Origin of the sequence: Thalassospira sp. UBA4513 (assembly GCF_002388495.1) — a bacterium.
Lineage (GTDB): Bacteria > Pseudomonadota > Alphaproteobacteria > Rhodospirillales > Thalassospiraceae > Thalassospira > Thalassospira tepidiphila.
In genome coordinates this window covers 23026-47416 of record NZ_DGMR01000021.1, presented here as the reverse complement: position 1 = coordinate 47416, position 24391 = coordinate 23026, and the positions used below count along the sequence as shown (strand labels likewise).

Sequence of the window (24391 nt, the reverse complement as noted above, 5' to 3'; positions counted from 1 at the left end):
GGTGTGACGGACGCGATTTCGCATGAGGATGCCGGGGATTGGCCGCTGGATCGCCTGATGGTGATCGGCACCAATCATCGGCGTTCAAGCGAGGATACCCGCGACCGTCTTTTTATCGAAGAAGCCCGTCTGCCACAGTTTTTGGCCGCCATTGAACAGGCCCGTCTCGGTCAGGCGGTTGTCGTTTCGACCTGCAATCGCACCGAAGTGCATCTTTTGGCGTCCGAGGCCGAACGCGGGCGCGAACGCCTGATTGATCTGATGTCGCTTTGGGCGGATCTGGATCGGGATCAGCTTGCGACCGAGCTTTACATCCGGTCTGGTCGGGATGCGCTTCGCCATATGTTTGCGGTCGCGGCGTCACTCGACAGTCTGGTGATCGGCGAGCCTGAAGTTTTTGGTCAGGTCAAGGATGCCCACCGGATCGCGCGCAAGCATGATCTGGTCGGGCGCGAGTTGGAGCTGGTCTATCAGACGGCCTATGCCATTGCCAAAAAGGTCCGCAATCAGACCGGGATCGGGCAGGGGGCTGTATCAATTGCCGCCGCGGCGCAATCGGTTGCGCGCGACCTGCATGGGGATCTTGGCGACTGTACTCTGCTTTTGGCGGGGGCTGGCGACATGGGGGAACTGATTGCCGCATCGCTGGCCGAACGGGGTATCGGCCGCATTCTGGTAACAGATCGCTTGGCGGCCCGTGCGCGTCTGGTGGCGCGCCGGCTGGATTGCCACTGGTCGGAAATCGATGATCTGGACCGGCTTTTGGCCGAGGCAGACCTGGTGCTGACAGCAGGTGGATCACGGCGTTACATGATCGACAAGGATCGTGCGATGGCGGCGGTCAAACGTCGCCGGTTTCGCCCGGTTCTGATGATCGATACGGCCGTGCCGGGGGATATTGATCCGCAGGTCGACGAGATTGACGAGGTTTTCTTTTACCGGATCGAGGATCTGGAAAAGATCGCCGCCGAAGGGCGCGGTGGCCGCGAAGAAAAGGCCGATCAGGCCTGGGCGCTGATTGAAGCGGAGATTGATAACTTTGTGCGCGACCGTGCGCAGCGCGCAGCCGTGCCGGCAATTGCCGATCTGCGCAAACGGTTTGAAGCGGTACGCGCAGATGCGCTGGCTGAAAGTCATGGGGATGCGGAAAAGGCGACAAGGCTTTTGATCAATCGCCTTTTGCATACGCCGACACAGGCATTGAAAGATTTGGCGACGACAACAGACGGTGCGGGCACCGTCGAATGGGTGAAGGCCCAGAAACTGTTGTCGCGCCTGTTTGAACTTGAAGACAAGCCGCTTGGTCGCGATGACGTGCCAAGCGACCCTGAACAGGAGAATAAAGAGTGAGTTTGGACCTTGGGAAACTCGAAGGCGTTACGCGCCGGTTCGACGAACTCAATTCGCTTCTTTCAAGCGGAGAGCTTGATGGGGATGGCTTTTCCAAGCTGTCGCGCGAACATGCAGAATTGGCCCCGGTGGTCGAGGCGATCGAAGCTTATAAAAAGCTTCTGAACGATCTGGAAGAAGCCGAGGAAATCCTGGCCGATCCGCAAAGCGATCGCGATATGCGCGAAATGGCCGAGGCCGAAAAATACGACCTTCAGGATAAGCTGCCCGAGGCAGAGCGTCAGATGAAACTGATGCTGATCCCGAAAGACACAGCCGACACCAAGAACGCCATCCTCGAAATTCGCGCCGGCACCGGCGGGGAGGAAGCCGCTCTGTTTGCCGCTGATTTGTACCGCATGTATCAGCGTTACGCCGAAGGCCGCGGCTGGAAATTCGAACAGATGGATGCCAGCGAAAACGACCTTGGCGGTTTCAAGGAAGTGATCGTCAACGTATCGGGTACGGATGTGTTTGCCCGCCTGAAATTTGAAAGTGGCGTGCATCGTGTTCAACGTGTACCGGTGACCGAGGGTGGCGGGCGTATTCATACCTCGGCTGCGACCGTGGCCGTTCTGCCAGAGGCCGAAGAAGTCGACATCAAGATCGATCCCAAGGATCTGCGCATTGATACCTATCGATCGCAGGGTGCGGGTGGTCAGCACGTTAACACCACCGATAGTGCCGTGCGCATTACCCATATTCCGACCGGTGTGGTTGCCGCCAGCCAGGAAGCAAAGTCGCAGCACAAGAACAAAGAAAAAGCGATGAAGATGCTGATGTCGCGTCTTTATGATCAAGAACGCGAAAGCAAGGACAGCGAGCGTGCGGCCGACCGTAAATCACAGGTCGGGTCGGGTGATCGTTCGGAACGCATTCGCACCTATAACTTCCCGCAAGGCCGCGTGTCAGATCACCGCATTAACCTTACACTTTATCGCTTGGATGATTTCATTGCCGGTGGTCCGGCGGTTGATGAAATGATTGATGCCCTGATCGCCGAAGAGCAGGCCCAGAAGCTTGCCGAAATTGAAAGCTGATCATGTCTTCTGACACCCCATCGACCCTTGGCAGCCTGATGGCTGAGGCCGTCGCGGCCTTAACCGATGCCGGTATTGAAAACGCGCGGATGGATGCGCGTATTCTTCTGGCGCGCGCCGCCGGTGTTGATGGGGGCAGGATCAGTGCATGGCCCGAAGATACTGTGCCTGATGACAAGGCCGAAACCTTTCGGGGCATGATTGCCCGCCGGGTCGGGCATGAACCGGTCGGTCGTATCTTGGGCGAGCGTGCTTTCTGGCGCCATACTTTCAAACTGTCACCCGAAACGCTTGAGCCCCGCCCCGATAGTGAAACACTTGTCGAATGGGCGATTGATTTCCTTGAGGACGCAGATGCGCCGCGGATTGTTGATTTTGGCACAGGGACGGGGTGTTTGTTGTTGTCCGCGATTGGCGATCTGCCAGGCGCGACCGGCATCGGACTTGATCTAAGCGCGGGTGCGGTGGCCTGTGCGCGTGAAAATGCCAAGCTGCTTGAGCTTGATGATGTGGTCGAATTCCGCGTCTCGGATTGGGACAGCGCCCTTGATGAAAAAGACCGGGCAGAGGGATTTGACCTTGTAATGTCAAACCCGCCCTACATCACCGCCGACGAGATGACGACCCTGTCGCCGGAGGTGCAAAAGTTTGACCCCCGTCTTGCCCTGACCGATGAGGGGGATGGCTTGGCGGCCTATCGTGTTTTGTCGCGTGTTGCGTTTGACCTGGCAAAGCCCGGCGGTTTCGTCATCTTTGAAATCGGTCGCGGGCAGGAAAACGATGTCGGCCAGATGCTGGTTGAGGCCGGTTTTGTCGGGGTGGAGTATCGCGAAGACCTTGGCGGAATTGTCCGCTGCGTTGCGGCAAAGAAAACCCGTTGTTCCGTCGGACGTTGCGTAATCTGATATTTCCGCACCTGTGATGTAAAAAAAGCGCAGGCGAGTGAAAAAAACAGTTGGAATAACCCGTCAAGCCATATAGGTTGAATCGAACGGGCCGGGTGCCCAACGCGCTTATGAAAGCGCCGTGTTCCCCTGTAAACAGTCGACAATCTCCGTTCCTTTCAAGGTTCCCGGCAGGTTTGTAAAAATAATGCCGTGATCGGCGCTGTTTAGCGGGAAATATGTTTTTCAGACGGAGTGGTTCCGGAGCCGATGATGCTACCGGATTGTCCTTCAACACCAAAGTCATGTTGATATGAGAAATAACAATAAACGTCCGCGCGGACGGCAACAGTCGAATAAACGTCCAGTAAATCCAAAATTTCAGAATTTTGACAGTAATGGACCGGACGGCCGCGTACGCGGTAACGCCCAACAGGTCTATGAAAAATACATTTCCCTTGCGAAGGATTGCACCGACGATCCGGTTCTTGCGGAAAACTTCTATCAGCACGCGGAACATTACCACCGCATCCTTCAGGCTGCCCAGGAATGGGAAAACCAGCGCCGTGAGGAACGTGGTGGTGACAACAATCGTCAGCGCAACAATCGTGGCCGTGACGACCGCAGTGATGGCCAGTCAAATCAGAACGATGATCAACAGGGTGACGCCAACGAAAACGCAGAATCTGCGTCAAACAATGGCGATGAAAACACCCCGGTAGAGGCAGAAAACACTTCTGCTGAAACGTCGGATGATGATGGTGGCCGTCCGAAACGCACGCCGCGTGCGCGTCGTTCGGATGCACGTGGTCCGGGCCGTGGTCGTCCGCGGAAATCAGATGATGACGCCAGCGCAGAGGAAAGCGCACCGGCAGAAGCATCTGGTGATGATGCACCGGCAAGTGCCGACAAAACCGACACTGCAGAGCAGGGCGAAGACGGTGAAAAGAAACCGCGCCGTGCCGCAAGCGGTACTGCACGTACCCGTGGCCGCCATCCGACGGCCCGCCGCGGTCGTAGCCGCGCAGCTGGTCGCGATGACGAAGAAGGTGCCACCTCTGACGAAGGATCCGAGCCGGTTTCGGCCTGATCTGACCCGAGGCGGTCTTTCAACATGACAAACACCCCTGCAAGCCCGTCGCTTGCAGGGGTGTTGTCGTTTGGATCATCTGCAAAACGGCGCATTCACCCAAAGACTCAGTGCTTTAAGGGTCATAAAACTGTATAAGCATATAATTGAGCATCTCGTGCAACCTTCGATTATTTTTCGCGCGGGTGCAGGGACAAATCATCAATAAAACCGTGGAAGCAAGATCGGGATAAAAGAACCGGCATCTTTTCACGGTGCAGGCGCATTCGTGGGGAGTGATAGATGGGGACTGGCTTATTTCGGGTCGTCATGGTTTTGCTGTGGGCTCTTGGCGGTATGGTTATCGCCCTTGGGCTGTTTAACGGTGATTACGAGTTGGCCCTTTTGGGGGCTGTCTGTTTCATCGTCCCGATGTTCATTCCGCTGGTTGTCATCATCCTGAACCGAATGAAGCCATCATCATCGTCCAAATCACAAAAGAAGAAACTGGGCGGAAAAGGGACTGGTGGTCGTGGTGAGGGTGCGTGGGCCACTCTTGAAGACCTTAACGGTCGCAAGCTGCTTGAAAGCAATCCGTCCTTCGTTCTGGGGCGTTGGGGCGAGGACAAGCGCCTGATCGGGGCCAAGGGTCTTAAGCGGGTGATTACCTTTTCGACCAAACCCGAAGAATTCTATCGCGCCTCGGCAGAGCCAAACGCGCTTTTGCATACCGGTAATCTGTTTGTCTATGAACGGCATGGCAGCATTTTTCGCGCCATTCATGATCGCCGTACCAAGCTTGGACAAAGACTGATTGTCATTGATCCGCACAAACAAACCGGCGTCGAAACCCAACAGTTCAATCCGTTCGATTTCATCCGCCAGCAGGGGGAAGGAATGATCACGGATACCGGCTTTATCGCCGATACGCTTTTGGCGCCGGTATTTGTCAAGGAACTCGATGAACAGGAAGTCCGTATTGCACGGACGTTGTTGCAGGGCTTTATCGTTTACACGATCCAGCGCAGCGCCAAGGAAGACCGCAACCTTGCCGAGGTACGCCGCAACCTGATCATGCCATCGCACCGGTTCTACAAAACCCTTGAAGAACTGATGGGGATTGAGTCTGCGGATGGCCGCATATCCGAGGTCGCGCTGAATATCCTCGATATGACTGAAGATCAGCGGATGAAGATCATCGAGGCCTGCCGTGCCGCCACCGAAGAATTCGACAATCCGCAAATCGCACGTCTGGTCAGCAAAAGCAGCTTCACACTTGAAGACATCAACAGTGGCCCGGTTTCGATCTTTATCGTTGGTCAGCTTGGCGGTGATAACCCGGAAGTTCAGCCATCCTTCAGCCGCGTGATGCTGACAGGTATGATGAACCTGCTTAATCAGCGTGGCTGGAAGTCGGGCGATCCTGAATTCCTGGTTTTGTTGGATGGGATCGAAAATGTTGGCCGGATGCCCTTGTTCGAGCGGCTTCTGGGCGGTGGATACGGCGAGGGGATGATCGTCTGGCCGGGGTTCTCAGGTGTCAGTGGCCTGATGGATGTTTGCCTGAACTGGGAAAATGTCGTTGGCCGGGTGGACGCGATTTCGGTTCTGAGTCAGGAAGGGGCGTTTAACCTGGATTGGGTTTCGGGCCTGACCGCAATGTCGAAATTTGATGACACCGGCGGCGGCAAGGATACCAGCCGTCCGGTGCATTTACGGTCCCAAGATAATCAGCCCATCCTGCGATCAGCCGAAGTGGCGCGCTTCCCCAAGGAAGAACAGATATTGTTCCGCAAGGGATGCCCGCCCATTCGTGCGCACCGCATTGATTGGTATCATGACGAGATGTTCAAGGGCATCGCCGTACACGCCCCGACATTCAATTCCGGCAACTGATAACGGCCCTTAGGCGACGGTCACGGTCAGCTTGTCACCCGGTGTGATCATGCCGTCTTCAAGCGCTTCGATGTAAATCCCCATATAAAGGTGGTTTACCCCTTTGCGCAGCATCTGTGGCACATTGATATCGGAAATCGCCGTGTCGGGATTAACGCTTGTTGCCTTGCAGCGCGTGATCGGGTGGACAACGCGGAACGACACATCATTGATCTTGATGATTTTGTCTTCGTTCCATTCAAGCTCTTTCCACGGCTCCAGCCCATCAATCAACAGGTTGCCGCGAAAACGCATCGGATCGATTTCGCTTTGCACTATGCGCGACCCGAAATCACGGATCGATGCCAGGTTCAGCAGCGATATGTAAGGTTCCTTCATGTCGCCGAAATTCGTATCGGGGACTGAATAGATTTTCGGCGTGCCGGCGATCTCGTTTTTCAGAAACGCCTTTAGGAAATCCTCAACCACGGTGCGGCCCATGCTATCGTCCAGCTTGCCTTTGCAGATGGCGCGGCCATTTCGAAGGATGGTCAGGGTGCAGGTGGCGTCGTCATATTCGGTGCCGATTTCAGCAAGCTTTGGCGTGTTGACCAATTGCAGGAAGTTGCTTTTGCGGGCCCATTCATGAACGCCTTCCTGTCCGACAGATGATTGGGTTGCAATCACAAAGCGACGATCATCGGTAATCATGTGGTGTGCGCTGATTTTTGCCTGTTTAAGGTCAACACCGCGCATTCCCTTGACCGGGTATCTTTTGATGGCTTTGAGTTCGATCGTCATGATCATTATTCCTGTATGGCGCTTTGGCATGCCGGAAAAACGGGACGAATGGCATGTCAGGTTTGTTTATTCGGGCGACGTTAGAACGTTGTTTTGCCAAGGGCAACCCCGAAGGGACTGGCTGGCAATGTCATTAGTTCAGTATCCTCATATGATATCTAGAATAATGACAGAAAGTTGTGCTGCGGTGCACAAATAATTCTTGCAACTTTTGTAGGGGTATATGGTTGCAAACACGCTAGACTGAGACATATCAATGTTGTCGCTGTCGAAATAATCTATAATTTTAGAATTCGGTAATGACACCAATGCCGTGGACGCTTCCAAGAAGGTCCAAATCGTTTGAATACTGTTGGCTCAAGGAGTGACAGGAATGGAATTTGAAAACTTTACGGATCGGTCAAAAGGTTTTCTGCAATCAGCGCAGTCGCTTGCGTTGCGTGAAAACCATCAGCAATTTGTCCCGATTCATCTGCTTAAGGTGCTGCTTGACGACGAAGAAGGTCTGGCAGCCAATCTGATCAAGGCATCCGGCGGTAAGCCCAAACTTGCCCAGGAACGGTGCGCGCAGGAACTGGCGAAATTGCCAAAGGTTTCCGGCGGCAATGGTCAGATTTATCTTTCATCTGAATTTGCCCGTCTGATTGATCAGGCACAGGAAGTCGCCAAAAAAGCCGGTGACAGCTTTGTCACGGCTGAACGGCTGCTTCTGACCATTGCACTTGATCCGAAATCAACCGCGGGCAAGGTGCTTGCAGATGCCGGTGTTACGGCACAGGCGCTGAACGGTGCGATCAATGACATTCGCAAGGGCCGCACGGCCGATAGTGCGGGGGCCGAAAATCAGTATGAGGCGCTTAAGAAATATGCCCGTGACCTGACCGAGGCCGCGCGCGAAGGTAAACTTGATCCGGTCATTGGTCGTGATGAGGAAATCCGTCGTGCGGTGCAGGTTCTGTCACGCCGGACCAAGAACAACCCGGTTCTGATTGGTGAGCCCGGGGTTGGTAAAACCGCAATTGCCGAAGGTCTGGCACTGCGTATCGTCAAGGGTGACGTTCCCGAAACGCTTAAGGACAAGAAGCTTCTGTCGCTTGACCTTGGTGCGTTGATTGCCGGTGCAAAATTCCGCGGTGAATTTGAAGAACGCCTGAAAGCGGTGCTGAGCGAGATTGAATCAGAGGCCGGTCAGGTCGTTCTGTTTATCGACGAACTGCATACGCTTGTCGGTGCTGGTAAGGCCGAAGGATCGATGGATGCATCGAACCTTCTAAAACCGGCTTTGGCCCGCGGCGAGCTGCACTGTGTGGGTGCGACGACCCTTGATGAATACCGTAAACATATCGAAAAGGACGCGGCGCTTGCCCGTCGTTTCCAGCCGGTATTTGTCAGCGAGCCGTCGGTTTCCGACACGGTATCGATCCTGCGCGGGATCAAGGACAAGTACGAGCTTCATCACGGGGTTCGCATTGCCGATGCCGCACTGGTCGCAGCCGCAACGCTTTCGAACCGATACATCACGGATCGGTTCCTGCCTGACAAGGCAATCGATTTGATGGACGAAGCATCGTCGCGTCTGCGTATGGAGCTTGATTCCAAGCCAGAGGAAATCGACGAACTGGATCGCCGGATCATCCAGCTCAAGATCGAGCGTGAAGCGCTCAAGAAAGAGCAGGATAGCGCATCCAAAGACCGTCTTGGCCGTCTGGAAAAGGAACTGGCAGAGCTGGAAGGCAAATCGGCTGAGCTGACCGCGAAGTGGGAAGCCCAGAAGAAAGAACTTGCCGCATCGACCCACATCAAGGAACAGCTTGATCAGGCCCGTGGTGAACTTGAACGTGCGATGCGCGATGGCAAGCTTGATCGTGCCGGACAGCTTCAATACGAAGAAATCCCGGCCCTTCAGGCACTGCTTGAAAAGGCGGAAAACGATCCGTCGCGTGGCATCAAGGAAGAAGCGGTTACCGAAAAACACATCGCGTCCGTGGTTTCGCGCTGGACCGGTATTCCGGTCGACAAGATGCTCGAGGGTGAGCGTGAAAAGCTTCTTGAAATGGAAGACACGCTGCGCAAACGGGTTGTCGGTCAGGATGATGCCGTTCGATCAATCTCGAACGCGGTGCGCCGTGCGCGGGCTGGCTTGCAGGATCCAAACCGACCGATCGGTTCGTTCCTGTTCCTTGGTCCGACGGGTGTTGGTAAAACCGAGCTGACCAAGGCCCTTGCCCAGTTCCTGTTTGATGATGAACAGGCCATGGTGCGGATTGATATGTCCGAATTCATGGAAAAGCATGCGGTGGCCCGCCTGATCGGTGCGCCTCCGGGCTATGTTGGCTATGAGGAAGGCGGTTCGCTGACCGAGGCGGTACGTCGTCGTCCGTATCAGGTTGTCCTGTTTGACGAGGTCGAAAAGGCACATCCCGATGTGTTCAACGTCCTTCTGCAGGTTCTTGATGAAGGCCGCCTGACCGATGGGCAGGGCCGGGTTGTGGATTTCCGCAATACGCTGATTATTCTGACCTCGAACCTGGGCGGGGAAATCCTTGCCAATCAGGAACCGGGTCACGACAGCGGCGAAGTCCGGGCCCAGGTCATGGAAATCGTTCGGGCATCGTTCCGTCCGGAATTCCTCAACCGTCTGGATGAAACCATTCTGTTCCATCGTTTGCATCGCGATCAGATGAGCAAGATTGTCGATATCCAGCTTGGTCGCCTTGATAAGTTGCTGGTTGATCGCAAGATCACCCTGAAACTTGATGATGCCGCCAAGGACTGGTTGTCTGAGAAGGGCTATGACCCGGTTTATGGGGCCCGTCCGCTCAAACGCGTGATCCAGCGTTATCTGCAGAACCCGCTGGCGATGCAGATCCTCGAAGGCGGGATCAAGGATGGTGACACCGTTCCGGTCTCGACCGAGGCCAATGACCTTTTGCTCAATGGTAAAAAGGTCGAGGTTGTTGAATAAGGTCGCCTGATACCTCACATGCAAAACCCCGGTTGGTTAACCGGGGTTTTGTCTTTTTCGGGCCATGTTTTTTGGCCATTGTCTTGTTTGCTGATACACAACAATCAAAAACCGCAGGGTCGCAGATGCGCAAACGCAATTCCGATTTCCTTTTTAAAACCGGTGCAGTGGCACTTGTCATGGGTGTTATGGCTGCCGGTACAATCGTTCCCGCAAATGCCCAGTCGTTTTTTGACAAGGCCAAAGAAGCCCTTGGCGATGCGATGAATTCATCGGGATCGGCAAGCACGTCCGGTGGTTCTGGTTCTGGCGTTTCCGCGCTTTCATCGGACACGGTCGAGCAGGGCTTGAAACAGGCACTTGATATGGGTGTTGAATTGGTCACCGACCAACTTGGCGCGGTTGACGGTTTTAACGCCGACCCGGTTGCGCATATTCCATTGCCCGACGAAGTTCAGACCGCGCAGAAATTGTTAAGCGCGGCGGGGCTTGGCAGTTATGCCGATGAAATCGAATTGCGCATGAACCGCGCGGCTGAACAGACCATGCAGGATGCTGGCGATATCTTGGTCAATGCGGTGCGCCAGATGACGGTCGCCGATGCCAAGGGCATTTTGCAGGGCCCGGATGATGCCGCGACCCAATATCTGCGCCGCGTGTCGGGAACTGATATCGAAGGGCGTCTACGGCCAGTGATAACCGATGCGTTGTCCGACACCGGGGCGTTATCGCTGTATGATCAGATGCTGGGAGAATATGACCAGCTACCGTTTGTGCCGGATCTAAAAGCATCGCTGACGGATCACGCAACCGCCAAGGCGATGGATGGTTTATTCCATTATATCGCCGTGCAGGAAGCCGATATCCGAAGCGACCCGACGCGTTGGACCACGGATATCCTCAAAAAGGTCTTCTCAACCGTAAACTAGGGGCGCGCGCCTAGCGGTACTTTTCCGGCAACGGTTCCCAGCGATCGCGCATATCTGCAAGGGTTTCGTCGGGCACCATATGGATGCTGCCGAAACGGCCATGGCATTCGACAATCTGCAACAGAATGTCGTGCTTTTCCGCCATGTCGATATAGGCCTTCATTTCCCAGAAGCGGGTGAAGGTGTTGGACACAACAACGTCATATCCCTCCGACAGGGCGTTATGGCATTCGGCTTCGCAGCGGGCGTGGGTTTGCGACAGGCGGGTGCCGTCAAACTCGTAAAACCCTTCATGGTCGACCATGAACATGTCGGCTTCCAGATGAACGGCACCGGTCGCCTGACAAAGATTTCTGGCCAGTGTCGATTTGCCTGATCCGGGAAGGCCCCGGACCAGGGTGAGGGTTTGTTTGATTTCTTTGGGGCGGGTCATCGTCAATCTGGTCTGTGGTTTGTCTTATTATTGGCCGCTGCGTTTACGCTGATAAAGGCCATCAAGCTGCTTGGCATAGGCTTCGCGGATTTTGTGGCGACGAATTTTCATCGACGGCGTCAGCATCTCGTTGTCGATGGTAAAGGCTGCTTCGGCAAACATGAAGCTGCGTACCTTTTCAATCGTCGACAGGCGTTGATTGACGTGATCAATCGCAGTGCGGATGACTTTGCGGAATTCTTCGTTTTTGCCAAGGACTTCAATATCATTTGATAGCCCGTTATCGCGGGCAAATTCGCGCATGAAGTCTTCGTCCGGCCAGACAACCGCCACCAGATAGGGTTTGTCATCGCCATAGACCATTGCCTGCGAGATTTCAGTTTCAAGCGTCATCAGGCCTTCGATCCGCTGCGGCGAGATATTGTCGCCACCGGAATTGACGATGATATCCTTCTTGCGATCCGTGATCATCAGGCTGCCCTGTTCATCGAATTTGCCGATGTCACCGGTATGCAGCCAGCCATCAATGATGGCTGCGGCCGTCACGTCAGGCAGGTTCCAGTAGCCTTTCATCATGCTTTCGCCGCGCAGCAGGATTTCACCATCTTCGGCGATTTTGACCTCGGCCCCCACCATCGGCGGGCCGACTGTGCGCAGTTTGTTGTTTTCAGCACGGTTGCACGAAACCACCGGGGCAAATTCGGTCTGGCCATAGCCCTGCAGAATGCGAATGCCGCATGACACAAACAGAACGCCCAGTTCATAGTTCAGGGGGCCACCGCCCGAAACCATGGCCTTGATCCGGCCGCCAAAACGCTGGCGCAGCTTGCGACGCAGAAGGAGTTCGCAGACAAAGTTCTGAAGCTTTTCTAGAAGGTTAAGCCGTTCGCCTTCGTAATTCTTGCGTCCCAGACGCAGGGTCAGGTTAAACAGCTTTTGCTTGATGCCGCCTTCCTTTTCGACCATGCGGCTCATGCGCTGATAGAGCATCTCATACAGGCGCGGCACAGCCGTCATGATGGTCGGGCGGACTTCGGCCAGGTTGGCGGCCAGTTTATCAAGCCCCTCGGCATAATAGATCTGGGCATCAATACTGATCGGGAAGTAAAGCCCCGCAGTATGTTCATAGGAATGCGACAGCGGCAGGAAGGACAGGAAGATTTCCTCGTCAATGCCAAGGGTTTCGATGATGTCAAACGCCCCCATGCAGTTCGACAAGATCGCCCCATGGCTTAGCATCACACCCTTGGGCGAGCCGCCCGTGCCGGATGTATAAATCAGGCAGGCAAGATCATCGCGCTTGATCTTGGAAACCCAGGCATCAACGTCATGGGTCAGGCCGCGCCCCTTGGCAATCAGATCGTCCCAACGTGAAATGGTGATATCACCAACAAAGCTTTGGCCCCATTCTTCCATCATGATCGCATGGCGGCAGCGCCCGCTATCAAGGGCGGCGTGCAGGAAGGGCTGGGCGAGTTTCTTGGTCGAGATGATGGCAATCGCCGCACCACTGTCCTCGATCGCGTGAAGGTGGTCGCGCTCGGTATTGGTGGTGTAGGCCGGAACGGTCATTGCGCCAACGCACATGATGGCAAGATCGGCTATGCCCCATTCGGTGCGGTTTTCCGACACCAGCAAAACCCGGTCCCCGGGACGTACGCCAATGTCATAAAGCGCACGTGCAAGGGCCCGGACCTGATCGGCGGCCTCTTGCCAGGAGGTGGGGACAAATTCCTTGCCTTCCGGGTCCTTGGTCCAAAGAAACGGCGTATCGCCATGTTTCTTTGCCTTGTCGAAAAACATGGTCGGCAAGTTTTGCCAGTCGGCATAATCCTGCAAACTCGTCATGACGTTTCCTTGCCTCACTTTTTGATCCCGGGAACGGGCAATCTTTGCGCTGCCCTGATGGGGACGTTCCAATAAACCTTATACCTGCACAACGGCCGCGCAGATTGGAATAAACGAACGTTCCAAGATGAATTTGTTATCAGGGATTGCACAATTGCGCAGCCTGAAAATGACATTTTAAAGTCCGAATTGTCACCGATATCACAGCAACGTGCGTTTCAATGCCTTGTTCCGGCGCAAGTGTACTGCAAATTGCAGTTTGTTTGGGCTGGATATGGCTTTGCGGTTGTCGATGGTGCAAGGAACGATATGATCGAGCCAGCAATTTGAAACCGTATCTGTCAACAGGTCTGGTGCTATGGCTTTGACAGGCTATATATCGGGTCAGGATGATCAAAGAGACTGTCTGGAGGACAAATGAACGCGATCAACAAGAATTTGCCGACCTGGGATCTGACCGATCTCTATAACGATCTGAAAGACCCGAATATTCGGCGCGATCTTGATGATGCCAAAAGCCGCTCTCAGGCGTTTCAGAAAAGCTATCAGGGCAAACTTAACGACCTGACCGGTGATGAACTGGCAGCCGCCATTGTCGAATATGAAGCCATCAGCGAAATTTGCGGCAAGATCGGCTCGTTCGCCCAGCTTAAATATGCCGGCGATAGCTCGGACGCAGCCATTGGCCAGTTCTATCAGTTCGTTCAGGAAGAAATGACCGGCATTTCCAGCCTGTCGCTGTTCTTTGGTCTTGAGATTAACCGGATCGAAGAAGCATCGCTCGATGCGAAATACGAACAAAGCGAAGCGCTGCGTCGTTATCGCCCGTGGTTGGATGAAAACCGTGCCTTCCGCCCGCATCAGCTGTCGGATGAGGTCGAGCAGGTCCTGCATGAACGCCGCGTTGCCGGATCAGCCGCATGGGTGCGCCTGTTTGATCAGACCATGGCAGAGCTCCGCTTCCCGATTGATGGCGAAGAACTGACCATGTCAGATGCCGCCAACATGCTGTCATCAAGCAAGGTCGAAGATCGCAAGAAAGCCGCGAAATCCATTGGCGACGTTCTGGGCAAGAACATCAAGCTTCTGGCGCACATCACCAATACCCTTGCCAAGGACAAGGAAATTGATGATCGCCTGCGCAAATTCCCAACCCCGGTATCATCGCGCAACCTGTCCAACCAAGTTGAGGACGAGGTTGTTGATGCGCTCAATACCGCCGTTAAAAACAGCCATGCCGATCTGTCGCATCGCTATTACCGTCTGAAGGCGAAATGGTTCGGCGTCGATCAGCTTGATTACTGGGATCGCAATGCGCCGCTACCTGATGATGATGATCGTCAGATCGACTGGGATACTGCGCGTTCGACTGTTCTTAAGGCCTATGGCGAATTTTCGCCGGAACTGGCAGAAGTCGGTCAGAAATTCTTTGATAATCCGTGGATCGATGTGCCGCCGCGTGCGGGCAAGTCATCGGGTGCCTTTGCCCATCCGACCGTGCCGTCAGCACATCCGTACCTGCTTTTGAACTATCACGGCAAGACGCGTGATGTGATGACGCTTGCCCATGAGCTTGGCCATGGTGTGCATCAGGTGCTGGCGGCAGAGCAGGGCTATTTCCTGTCTGATACGCCGCTGACCCTTGCGGAGACGGCATCGGTGTTTGGTGAAATGCTGACTTTCCAGTCGATGCTGCGTTCGGAAAGTGATCCGAAGATGAAGCGCATCATGCTGGCTGGCAAGGTCGAGGATATGCTCAACACCGTCGTGCGTCAGATCGCGTTCTTTGAATTCGAAAAGCGCGTCCATGAAAAGCGCCGCGAAGGTGAATTGACCGTCGATGAGATCTGCGAGATCTGGATTGCCGTACAGCATGAAAGCCTGGGCGATGCCATCCGTTATGAAGACGAATACAAGTACTACTGGTCTTATATTCCGCACTTCATCCATTCGCCGTTCTATGTCTATGCCTATGCCTTTGGCGATTGCCTGGTGAACTCGCTTTATGACGTTTATCAGGGTGCCGAAGACGGCTTCCAGCAGAAGTATCTTGATATGCTGAAAGCCGGGGGCACCAAACGGCACAAGGAACTTCTGGCACCGTTCGGACTTGATGCATCGGACCCGGCCTTCTGGCAGCGGGGCCTTAATATGATCAAACGCATGATCGACGAACTGGAGGAGCTTTCCTGATATGAGTGATAACGACGATGATTATACCGCCGCGAACGAGGAAAACAGGTTTGGCGGGCGGGTTCGTCGTTATGCACGGGTGGGCGCATCGGCCAGCAAGCTGGCCGCGCGCCTTGCCACCGGGAAGATGTTCGGCGGCGAGATTGATCACGCCAAATACGCCGCCGAACTGACCTCGGCCCTTGGCGGGCTCAAGGGGCCGTTGATGAAGGTCGCCCAGATCTTATCCACCATCCCCGATGCCCTGCCCAAGGAATATACCCAGGCCCTGGCCGAACTTCAGGCCGACGCACCAAGCATGGGCTGGCTGTTTGTCAAACGCCGCATGCGAAGCGAACTGGGGGCGGGATGGCAATCGAAATTCACCGAATTCAGCCACGATGCGATGGCGGCCGCGTCACTTGGGCAGGTGCACAAGGCAACCCTGCCCGATGGGCGTGATGTGGCGTGCAAGCTGCAATACCCGGATATGTCGGCAACCGTTGAGGCCGACCTTAAGCAGCTGCGCGCAGCCTTTGCGATATACAAACGCTATGACAGCGCGATTGACGCGCAAAACATTCAGGAAGAACTCACCGCCCGCCTGCGCGAAGAACTCGACTATGAGCGTGAAGCCAAGCATATGCGCCTTTATCGCCATATGCTGGCCGATGTAGATTGCGTTCATGTGCCCGAACCGGTTGATGAACTGACCACCAAGCGGCTTTTGACCATGACCTGGCAAACCGGGCAGAAGTTCAAACACTTCCTTGAAAGCGATCCCGATCAGGATGCGCGCAATCAGGTGGCGCTTAATATGTTTCGCGCCTGGTATGTGCCGTTTTACCGTTATGGCGTGATCCATGGCGATCCGCATCTCGGTAATTACACCCTGCGGGATGACCTTTCGGTCAATCTTCTGGATTTCGGCTGTATCCGCATTTTCAAGCCGGATTTTGTAAAAGCGGTGATCACGCTTTATGAGGCCCTTCGTGACGAGGACGAGGAAAAGGCCGTTTCAGCCTATGAAAGCTGGGGATTTGAAAATCCATCACGCGAACTGATTGATGTGCTTAATATCTGGGCCAGCTTTGTGTATGGCCCGATCCTGGATGACCGCGAACGCAAGATGGGTGAAACCAATTCTGTCGCCTATGGCGCCGAGGTCGCAGGCAAGGTGCATCAGGAACTGCGCCGTGTCGGTGGAGTCAAACCACCCCGCGAATTCGTTTTGGTTGACCGCGCGGCGGTTGGGCTTGGCGCGGTGTTCCTGCGTCTTGATGCTGAGGTGAACTGGTATCGCCTGTTTAACGATCTTGTTGGTGACTTTGACGTGGCAAAACTTGAAGCTCGTCAAAAAGATGCGCTGGCCCAGATCGGGCTGGAGCGCCCCGACCAATAAGGCGCGCCACGCGCATTCACCCACATGTCCGGACCCCAAGCGAGTCGGGTTTTCAATGCAGAGTCGAGCGCCCGTTTGGGCAAATTGCGCGATGGAAAATCCGATTTTTGATGTCTGATCCGGTTTGGTTTCCCAAAAATCGAGAATATTTTTGCGAACCTTTTTGCGTTTGCAACGTTCCCTATTGCGTGCCCATTTGGGAATAAATGAAGACTTGGGCGTTTATTTGTAAGATAATATTCACTTACAACGTGAGGCGAAAACAGGGGAAACTGCCAAAAATCAACGTTCTATTGTGTGACGATCCGGATCAGGACCTGTTCCATAATGGAAATGAAATGTGCGAATTTCCGCACATAATGGATTTTTCGATATATTAACTGATATAAAGTTAAAGTGCTTTTTTGTCGGTTTTTCGGATTGTGGTTGCCGATCAGAAATCGCATCTTGCTTTCAACGCAGACATGCAGGGCGTCATTGATTGTTTGTCCTGAGCACCAATGGCGGGTGGGACCTGATATGTCAGCAAGGTTTTTTGCCTTGTAATGCGTGGTGGGAAAGTGGGCGGTTTCTTCTGCGATTGCTGAAGAACCGCCTTTTTCTTTTTCGGGCCGCTTTAGATGTAGGTGTGCTGGCCCGGATGATTTGAACTGGACAAGGGTTGCCCGGTGATCGGTCCAAAAGGAACGCAAAACGACGTTCTGGAACCGGTTGCTTTGAATGAAGACGGATTGTCAAACTGACCAATCATTTAGGGAAGGAGGTCAAACGCGATGAAACTGGCCGTTCCAAAGGAAATATGGCCCGGGGAAAAGCGCGTTGCCGTCACGCCAGAGACCGTTAAGAAGCTTAAGGCTCTGGGGTTTGACGTTGCAATCGAGGCTGGCGCCGGAATAGACGCCGCCATACCGGATGATCGCTTTGTCGATGCTGGTGCAACCATTGCCAAAACAATGAAAACCACCGTGAAGGATGCTGATGTCATCTTCAAGGTGCGCCCACCTGTCATTGACGGCAAAACCAACGAATTAACCGCCTATAAAAAGGGGGCCGCCGTTGTGGCCCTGCTTGAGCCATACGACCGCAAGGACCTGATCGAAGCGATGGCAAAGGCCGGTGTTGATGGCTATTCGATGGAGCTGATGCCGCGTATTTCACGTGCACAGTCGATGGATGTGCTGTCCTCGCAATCCAACCTGGCGGGCTATCGCGCCGTTCTGGATGCCGCCCATGAATTTGGCCGCATCTATCCGATGATGATGACGGCGGCGGGCACACTTGCACCTGCACGCGTTGTCGTGGTCGGGGCCGGTGTTGCCGGCCTTCAGGCGATCGCAACGGCCAAGCGCCTTGGTGCTGTTGTATCGGCATTTGATGTGCGCCCGGCGGTGAAAGAACAGGTTCAGTCGCTTGGCGGGACCTTTATTGAAGTCGAAGACGACACGGCGTCTGATGCCGAAACATCCGGCGGCTATGCCAAGGAAATGTCGGACGACTACAAGAAAAAACAGGCTGAAAAGCTGAAAGAGGTTCTGACCAAGACCGACATCGTCATTACTACGGCCCTTATTCCCGGCCGTCCGGCACCGGAAATCGTCACCGCCGATATGGTGGCGGGCATGAAACCGGGCTCGGTCATTATTGACCTGGCGGCTGAGCGTGGTGGTAACGTTGCCGGTGTGAAGCTTGGTGAAACGGTGATGACCGATAATGGCGTCAAGCTGATTGGTCCTGCCAACATCACCAGTTCCGTCGCAACCGATGCAACGGCGATGTATGCCAAGAACCTTTTGAACTTCATCACCCTTTCTGTCGATAAGGACAAAGGCACGCTGTCGTTTAATGGCGAGGACCAGATCATCGCCGAGACGCGCCTGACCCATGATGGAAAGGTCGTTCATCCGAAATTCGGCGGGGAGGAGGTCGCAAATGGCTGATCAATCCGTAGCCCAGAATGCAAATGAACTCCGCGATGCCGCCCTTGGCCTTGCGGAAAAGGCCGCAAAGCTTGCCGATATTCTGGCAAGTGGCGCGTCCGATGCCGCAGGCACGGCCGCGGTTGCGGTACAGGGATCGGGCGTCAGCCCGACGGTCCTGGGCCTGACCGTTTTCGTTTTGGCCTGCTTTGTTGGCTATTACGTCGTGTGGAAAGTTACCCCGGCCCTTCATTCACCCCTGATGGCTGTGACCAACGCCATTTCGTCGGTGATTATCGTCGGTGCGCTTCTGGCAGCAGGCCCGGTGGAGATGAACTTCTCCAAGATGATGGGCTTCATTGCGGTGGTGTTGGCCTCGGTCAACATTTTTGGTGGCTTCATCGTCGCCCAGCGCATGCTGCATATGTTTAAGAAAAAGAAGTAGGGGGAACACACAATGTCGGAAAACCTATCGGCTTTCCTGTATCTGGTGGCCTCGGTCTGCTTCATTCTTTCGTTGCGCGGACTTTCGTCACCTGAATCGGCCCGAACCGGGAACATCCTTGGCATGGTGGGTATGGCAATTGCCATCTTTACCACGCTGGCAAGTCCGGCTGTGCTGTCATACACAACCATCATCGTCGGTATTCTGATCGGTGGTGCCATCGGTACCGTCATCGCGCTCAAGATCCAGATGACTGCCCTGCCACAACTTGTTGCGGCCTTCCACTCGCTGGTCGGTCTGGCGGCGGTGTTTGTCGCCGGTGCAGCACTTTATTCGCCGGGTGCCTATGGCATCGGAACGGCGGGCAATATCGGTGCGGCCAGCCTGATTGAAATGGGCCTTGGCGTTGCGATTGGTGCGATCACCTTCACGGGATCCTTGATTGCGTTCGGTAAATTGCAGGGTATCGTTTCGGGCACGCCTGTCCGGTTCAACGGGCAGCATATGCTTAACCTTGCCATCGGGATTGCCATTGTTGTCTTTGGCGTCATCCTTGTGGTGACTGAAAGCCATACCGCCTTCTGGATCCTTGTTGCACTGGCCCTAGTTCTGGGTGTTACGCTGATCATTCCGATTGGCGGCGCAGACATGCCGGTCGTTGTTTCCATGCTGAACTCGTATTCGGGTTGGGCGGCATGCGGCATCGGCTTTACGCTTCAGAACAGTGCGCTGATCATTACCGGGGCGCTTGTCGGTGCGTCGGGTGCGATCCTGTCCTACATCATGTGTAAGGGCATGAACCGCTCGATCTTCAATGTCATCTTTGGTGGCTTTGGCGCAGAGGGCGAAGCAGCCGCAGGTGCTGGCGGCGATGGCGATCGTTCGGTCAAATCCGGATCGGCCGATGATGCATCCTTCATCATGAAGAATGCATCTAGCGTTATCATCGTGCCGGGCTATGGCATGGCCGTCGCACAGGCACAGCATGCGCTGCGTGAAATGGCCGATATCCTCAAAGCCGAGGGTGTCAAAGTCCGCTACGCCATCCATCCGGTGGCCGGACGTATGCCGGGTCACATGAACGTGCTTCTGGCCGAGGCCAGCGTGCCCTATGACGACGTGCTGGAAATGGAAGAAATCAACCGTGATTTCGGATCGGCGGACGTGGCCTTCGTGATTGGTGCAAACGACATCACCAACCCGGCCGCCAAAACCGACCCGGCAAGCCCGATCTTCGGCATGCCGATCCTTGAAGTTGAAAAGGCCAAAACGGTCCTGTTCGTCAAACGCGGCATGTCAGCCGGTTACGCCGGCATCCAGAACGAACTGTTCTTCAAGGACAACACCATGATGCTGTTCGGCGATGCCAAAAAGATGTGCGAAGAAATCGTCATGCATCTCGATAACTGATCAGACCCTACGGTTTGAAACGGCAAAAGGCGGCTCCGATGGGGCCGCCTTTTTGCTTTGAACATTTATGAGGACTTCTACAAAGTCGTGTAGAGTAAAAGCCAATTTTCTGCCTTTTGAAGGAGTTGCGAATTGGATAACGCACTAAAAATTGCACGCAGCTTGGGGAAAGATGCAGCTGTCATCAGGATTCTGAGGAATAAAGATCACGCTACACAACTTCTTGATGAGACATTCTGTGTGTCAAGTTCAAACAGGCGAAACGAAAGTGAGGTTGTTTTTGAGAATGCGCGAACAATTGAGCAAAGTGCTCTCCATCGATGTATTCATTTAATTGATGCAGGAATAGGGCAAATAGGAGACCAAAATCCATATGCACTCGCTTTGATAACTCGTGGGCATATGGAAAGCGTGGCTCAGCTTGGTTACTTTTGCTACCAAGTGAGTGCATTTCTGAGCCAGTCTATTTCTATCGGTGATCTTCGGGATAAGTTATATGCGGGTCTTATGGGATTTGCACACAAGGAAATGCCGGATAGCCCGAAGCCTATTCAAGTGATGAAGTGCATGGACAAATCGGATGTCTTCTTTTCGCGACTAACCGATAGCAAGGAAGCGGGAGGGCTGCGAGATGATTACGAATGGGTCTCGAATTACTGTCACCCGAACTTCCTGTCATTTCAGTTAATGATGCCGGGTGCGGTTGATGAGGACTACAGTTCAAGTAAAGGTAGAGTTTTGACAAAGCAAAACTCATACCTGATCTTAAGTCTTGCGATATCGACAGACCGCCAGAGGCTATTTTCTGAGCGTTTTGTTGATCTTAGAAAACAACTGCAAAATAAACTCGCTCAGGGAAATTGCTAATTTTCGGAAGGTCGCATGTTTCGGTTGGTAAGGGTTTCTCTGCTTTTGGTGGTTGTGCTGTCCGTGGCACTTGTCGCGTCCATGGGGCTGACGATCCTGACCTATGTCCGGCTGACGGCCGAGGAGCCGATTGCCAAGATGTATTTCGAGCCGCTTGAGGACAATCTGTTCGAGGCGCATTTGGCGGCGGGCGAAGGCGCGGATGTCGGTATCTTTGAGATTTATGGCGATCAGTGGCGAATTGATGCCGAGTTCATCAAGCTGAAACCCTGGGCCAATGTGATGGGCATGGATGCCCGCTATAAGCTGGTGCGTTTTGAGGGCCGCTATCGCGATATCAATGATGAAAACACCAAGCCAAAGATGGCCTATGATCTGGGGCAGGGCGATGCGCTGGATCTGATGAACTATCTGGCGGAATGGAATTTCCTGGTCGATGCCGAATATGGCAGTTCGACCTTTACCGATATCAGGCAAGATACGCTTTATACCGTTTACCGCACCCAGTCGGGCATCATTGTGCGGTCTGAGCCGATGCCAGACCCAATTGGTTATGAGCCCACAATGCTCGATGACATCCGCTCGTGGGTATCGGGGAATTAGGACCCTTGAAAAACCAAACCCGCCCGGATTGCTCCGAGGCGGGTTTGGCGCACGGGTCCGAATTTAGCAAGCTAAATTCGATCGTACAGTCACGTTCGAGATACCCCGAAAGTGAAAAAGACTAGAAGCCTTCGCGCTCGATGCGCTTACGCTCCAGCTTGCGGGCACGACGGATTGCTTCCGCCCCTTCGCGAGCTTTCTTCTCCGACGGCTTTTCAAAGTGGCGACGGAGTTTCATCTCACGGAAAATGCCCTCGCGCTGCATCTTTTTCTTAAGCGCTTTCAGAGCCTGATCGACATTGTTGTCGCGAACGATTACCTGCACGGAAACCACGCTCCTTTCAAAAAAACAAAAACACCCGGAGTGCGGAATGCCCCCCGGTTGGATTTACGATCAAACTGACCGTGGGCTGTATATAGTGCAAATCTGGCAAAAAGAAAAGAGGGAAGGGGATATTCGCCTTGGGCGTTTATTGGCCGCGTTTTGGCGAACCCTTTGGGCAATTACCGGGTTTTCCGGTTTGCTTGCTTTAAAACCATGTGGCGATAACCATACGGTAGAAATGCATTAAAGGTTGTTATAATGCTTTGAGATAACAACATCTATTGCCTGATCCTGATCGGGTAGATGATCTGGTTTCCCCGGATTTCCGGCCGGGATATGCAAACAGCTCGGAGGATGGGAAATGGAAGGTGGTTTGCGCGAAACGGCGATTGCACATGCGCCGTTTTTTGTCACTGCCCCCGGTGAAACAGATGTTTTATTCACCATTGTTGTCTGGTTCGTGGTGCTGGCGGTGTTCGGTGCTGGGGCGCTTTATCTTAGCCTGCATGCACTTCCCGAACGCATGGCCCATCACGCCAACCATACGCAAATCCAGCTGATCAGTATCCTGACCCTTCTGGCATTGTTTACCCATAACAACCTGTTCTGGTTGGCTGCCCTTGTGATTGCGGTGGTTCAGGTGCCGGATTTCTATAGCCCGCTCCAGTCGATTGCCCAGTCTGTCAAGGCAATGGCGCGCAACAAGGGGGCTGTTGACGACTCGCCCGTTGCGTCAGAGCCAGTAACGACGCAGGAGAATGCCAAAGATGTTTGAGCTTCTTTTGTGTTCGCTGTTCACCATCCTGCCCGATTACCTGTTTCGCCGTTACAAGCAGGGCAAGCGGATCGGCAAGGAAATCACCCTGTTTTCCGTCTGGTATGAGTTGCGCTACGGCATTGTTGGCTGTGCGATCCTGACGATCACGCTTATTGCCACGATTTTCTATTTCCATCCATCGACCATGAATGTGTCGTCATTTTTCAGAACCGTGACGATCCTGCCGGAAAAGGGCGGGCGCGTGGTCGAGATTTATGTCGATAACGATCAGGTCGTCGCGGGCGGCGATCCGCTGTTTCGTATTGATGATAGGGTAGAACGCGAAGCCGTCGCCATGGCCGAGCAACGCATTGCCGAAATCCGCGCGCAGATGGATGTCACCCGTGCTGACCTTGCCGTCGCCGAGGGCAATGTTGAACAGGCCCGCGGCGCCTATAATCAGGTGCGTGACGAGCTTGAAGTCAAAGCCGATCTTTTGTCGCGCGGGAACAATGCGGTATCACGCCGCGAGGTCGAACGCCTGGAAGTATCGCTGACAACCCGGCAAGGCGGGCTGAACGCCGCCCTTGCAAGCATGACGGTGATTGAAACCAAACTTCAAAGCCTGCTTCCGGCACAGCTTGCCAATGCGCAAGCGGCACTAAGGTCGGCAGAGGCGGAGCTTTCCAAAACTGTGGTGCGTGCCGGTGTGGCCGGAAAGATCCAGCAATTTGCCCTGCAGGTTGGTGATTATGTCAGTCCGGTCCTGCGTCCGGCGGGTATCCTGATCCCGGAAAAGGATGGCGAGACGATCTATCAGGCGGGCTTTGCCCAGATCGCAACACAGGTGGTCAAGCCCGGTGTGATTACCGAGGTCACCTGTGCGTCATTGCCGTTTGAAATCATCCCGATGGTGGTAACTGACGTGCAGCCGGTCATTGCTGCTGGCCAATTCCGGCCAACAGACCAGTTGCTTGATATCACTGATCGCGCAAGGCCGGGCACCTTCCTGGCCAAGATGGTGCCGCTTTATCCGGAAACGATCCGTGATGTGCCGCTTGGCAGTAAATGTGTCGCCAATGCCTATACCAACACCCATGATCAGCTTGAAGATCCTGATATCGGAACGGGGCGGTGGCTATTTTTGCACATGGTGCAAACAGTGGGTGCCGTGCATGCCATCCTGTTGCGCGTGCAGGCATTGATTTGGCCGATCCAGACTCTGGTCTTTGCGGGACACTAGGGGCAGGGCATTAGGACT

20 protein-coding genes are annotated in these 24391 nt (G+C 54.3%); 16 read left to right on the top strand and 4 right to left on the bottom strand.

Going from position 1 to position 24391, the window contains the following annotated elements:
* The first annotated feature begins 3 nt into the window (after window positions 1–3).
* The 5 genes from hemA to B2T33_RS08075 all read left to right on the top strand — a co-directional run bounded on the left by hemA (window position 4) and on the right by B2T33_RS08075 (window position 6278).
* On the top strand, window positions 4–1350 hold the full coding sequence (hemA, locus tag B2T33_RS08095) for a glutamyl-tRNA reductase (protein WP_008891693.1): 1347 nt from the start codon (window positions 4–6) through the stop codon (window positions 1348–1350).
* A complete protein-coding gene (gene prfA, locus B2T33_RS08090) occupies window positions 1347–2429 on the top strand; it encodes a peptide chain release factor 1 (RefSeq protein WP_197145495.1) in 1083 nt (360 codons plus the stop codon). The genes hemA and prfA overlap by 4 nt, the downstream gene beginning before the upstream one ends.
* 2 nt (window positions 2430–2431) lie before the next feature.
* Entirely contained in the window at window positions 2432–3334 is a 903-nt protein-coding gene (gene prmC / locus B2T33_RS08085; RefSeq protein WP_197145494.1) for a peptide chain release factor N(5)-glutamine methyltransferase, read from the top strand.
* A gap of 292 nt (window positions 3335–3626) precedes the next feature.
* Window positions 3627–4403 carry a DUF4167 domain-containing protein gene (locus B2T33_RS08080; protein WP_197145493.1) on the top strand — a complete coding sequence of 259 codons (777 nt, stop codon included), beginning with the start codon at window positions 3627–3629 and terminating at the stop codon, window positions 4401–4403.
* A 282-nt stretch (window positions 4404–4685) separates the two neighbouring features.
* Window positions 4686–6278 (top strand): type IV secretory system conjugative DNA transfer family protein, encoded by a 1593-nt coding sequence (locus B2T33_RS08075; RefSeq protein ID WP_197145492.1) that lies wholly within the window; start codon window positions 4686–4688, stop codon window positions 6276–6278.
* Between the two features lie 9 nt (window positions 6279–6287).
* Here the strand turns inward: B2T33_RS08075 and B2T33_RS08070 are convergent, their stop codons facing one another.
* Complete coding sequence (locus B2T33_RS08070; RefSeq protein ID WP_197145491.1) at window positions 6288–7058, bottom strand: MOSC domain-containing protein; 771 nt, start codon at window positions 7056–7058, stop codon at window positions 6288–6290.
* A gap of 373 nt (window positions 7059–7431) precedes the next feature.
* Here B2T33_RS08070 and clpB point away from each other — a divergent pair, with 373 nt between their 5' ends.
* Complete coding sequence (gene clpB, locus B2T33_RS08065) at window positions 7432–10023, top strand: ATP-dependent chaperone ClpB (protein WP_197145490.1); 2592 nt, start codon at window positions 7432–7434, stop codon at window positions 10021–10023.
* 125 nt (window positions 10024–10148) lie between these two features.
* Window positions 10149–10952 carry a DUF4197 domain-containing protein gene (locus B2T33_RS08060; protein WP_286791664.1) on the top strand — a complete coding sequence of 268 codons (804 nt, stop codon included), beginning with the start codon at window positions 10149–10151 and terminating at the stop codon, window positions 10950–10952.
* Window positions 10953–10962: 10 nt separating this feature from the next.
* Here the strand turns inward: B2T33_RS08060 and B2T33_RS08055 are convergent, their stop codons facing one another.
* On the bottom strand, window positions 10963–11385 hold the full coding sequence (locus B2T33_RS08055) for an ATP-binding protein (RefSeq protein WP_197145488.1): 423 nt from the start codon (window positions 11383–11385) through the stop codon (window positions 10963–10965).
* Between the two features lie 27 nt (window positions 11386–11412).
* Window positions 11413–13233, bottom strand: coding sequence for an AMP-dependent synthetase/ligase (locus B2T33_RS08050; protein ID WP_197145487.1), 1821 nt, complete (start codon window positions 13231–13233; stop codon window positions 11413–11415).
* A 417-nt stretch (window positions 13234–13650) separates the two neighbouring features.
* Between B2T33_RS08050 and B2T33_RS08045 the strand changes: the two genes are divergently transcribed.
* From B2T33_RS08045 to B2T33_RS08015, 7 genes are all read left to right on the top strand, one after another.
* A complete protein-coding gene (locus B2T33_RS08045) occupies window positions 13651–15426 on the top strand; it encodes a M3 family oligoendopeptidase (RefSeq protein WP_064779479.1) in 1776 nt (591 codons plus the stop codon).
* 1 nt (window position 15427) lies between these two features.
* Entirely contained in the window at window positions 15428–16807 is a 1380-nt protein-coding gene (locus tag B2T33_RS08040) for an ABC1 kinase family protein (RefSeq protein WP_286791663.1), read from the top strand.
* 773 nt (window positions 16808–17580) lie between these two features.
* Window positions 17581–18744, top strand: a complete 1164-nt coding sequence (locus B2T33_RS08035; protein ID WP_008891681.1) for a Re/Si-specific NAD(P)(+) transhydrogenase subunit alpha — start codon at window positions 17581–17583, stop codon at window positions 18742–18744.
* Window positions 18737–19168, top strand: a complete 432-nt coding sequence (locus B2T33_RS08030; RefSeq protein ID WP_286791662.1) for an NAD(P) transhydrogenase subunit alpha — start codon at window positions 18737–18739, stop codon at window positions 19166–19168. The genes B2T33_RS08035 and B2T33_RS08030 overlap by 8 nt, the downstream gene beginning before the upstream one ends.
* Window positions 19169–19180: 12 nt before the next feature.
* A complete protein-coding gene (locus B2T33_RS08025) occupies window positions 19181–20578 on the top strand; it encodes an NAD(P)(+) transhydrogenase (Re/Si-specific) subunit beta (RefSeq protein ID WP_286791661.1) in 1398 nt (465 codons plus the stop codon).
* Window positions 20579–20710: 132 nt separating this feature from the next.
* Window positions 20711–21445 carry a hypothetical protein gene (locus B2T33_RS08020; RefSeq protein WP_286791660.1) on the top strand — a complete coding sequence of 245 codons (735 nt, stop codon included), beginning with the start codon at window positions 20711–20713 and terminating at the stop codon, window positions 21443–21445.
* Between the two features lie 15 nt (window positions 21446–21460).
* Window positions 21461–22048, top strand: a complete 588-nt coding sequence (locus B2T33_RS08015; protein WP_286791659.1) for a hypothetical protein — start codon at window positions 21461–21463, stop codon at window positions 22046–22048.
* Window positions 22049–22169: 121 nt separating this feature from the next.
* On the opposite strand, the gene rpsU is transcribed toward B2T33_RS08015, so the two are convergent.
* On the bottom strand, window positions 22170–22373 hold the full coding sequence (gene rpsU, locus B2T33_RS08010; protein ID WP_008891676.1) for a 30S ribosomal protein S21: 204 nt from the start codon (window positions 22371–22373) through the stop codon (window positions 22170–22172).
* A gap of 361 nt (window positions 22374–22734) precedes the next feature.
* Between rpsU and B2T33_RS08005 the strand changes: the two genes are divergently transcribed.
* Window positions 22735–23148: a hypothetical protein gene (locus tag B2T33_RS08005; RefSeq protein WP_286791658.1), complete on the top strand. Its 414-nt coding sequence runs from the start codon at window positions 22735–22737 to the stop codon at window positions 23146–23148.
* Entirely contained in the window at window positions 23141–24373 is a 1233-nt protein-coding gene (locus tag B2T33_RS08000; RefSeq protein WP_286791657.1) for an HlyD family secretion protein, read from the top strand. The genes B2T33_RS08005 and B2T33_RS08000 overlap by 8 nt, the downstream gene beginning before the upstream one ends.
* Window positions 24374–24391 lie beyond the last annotated feature (18 nt).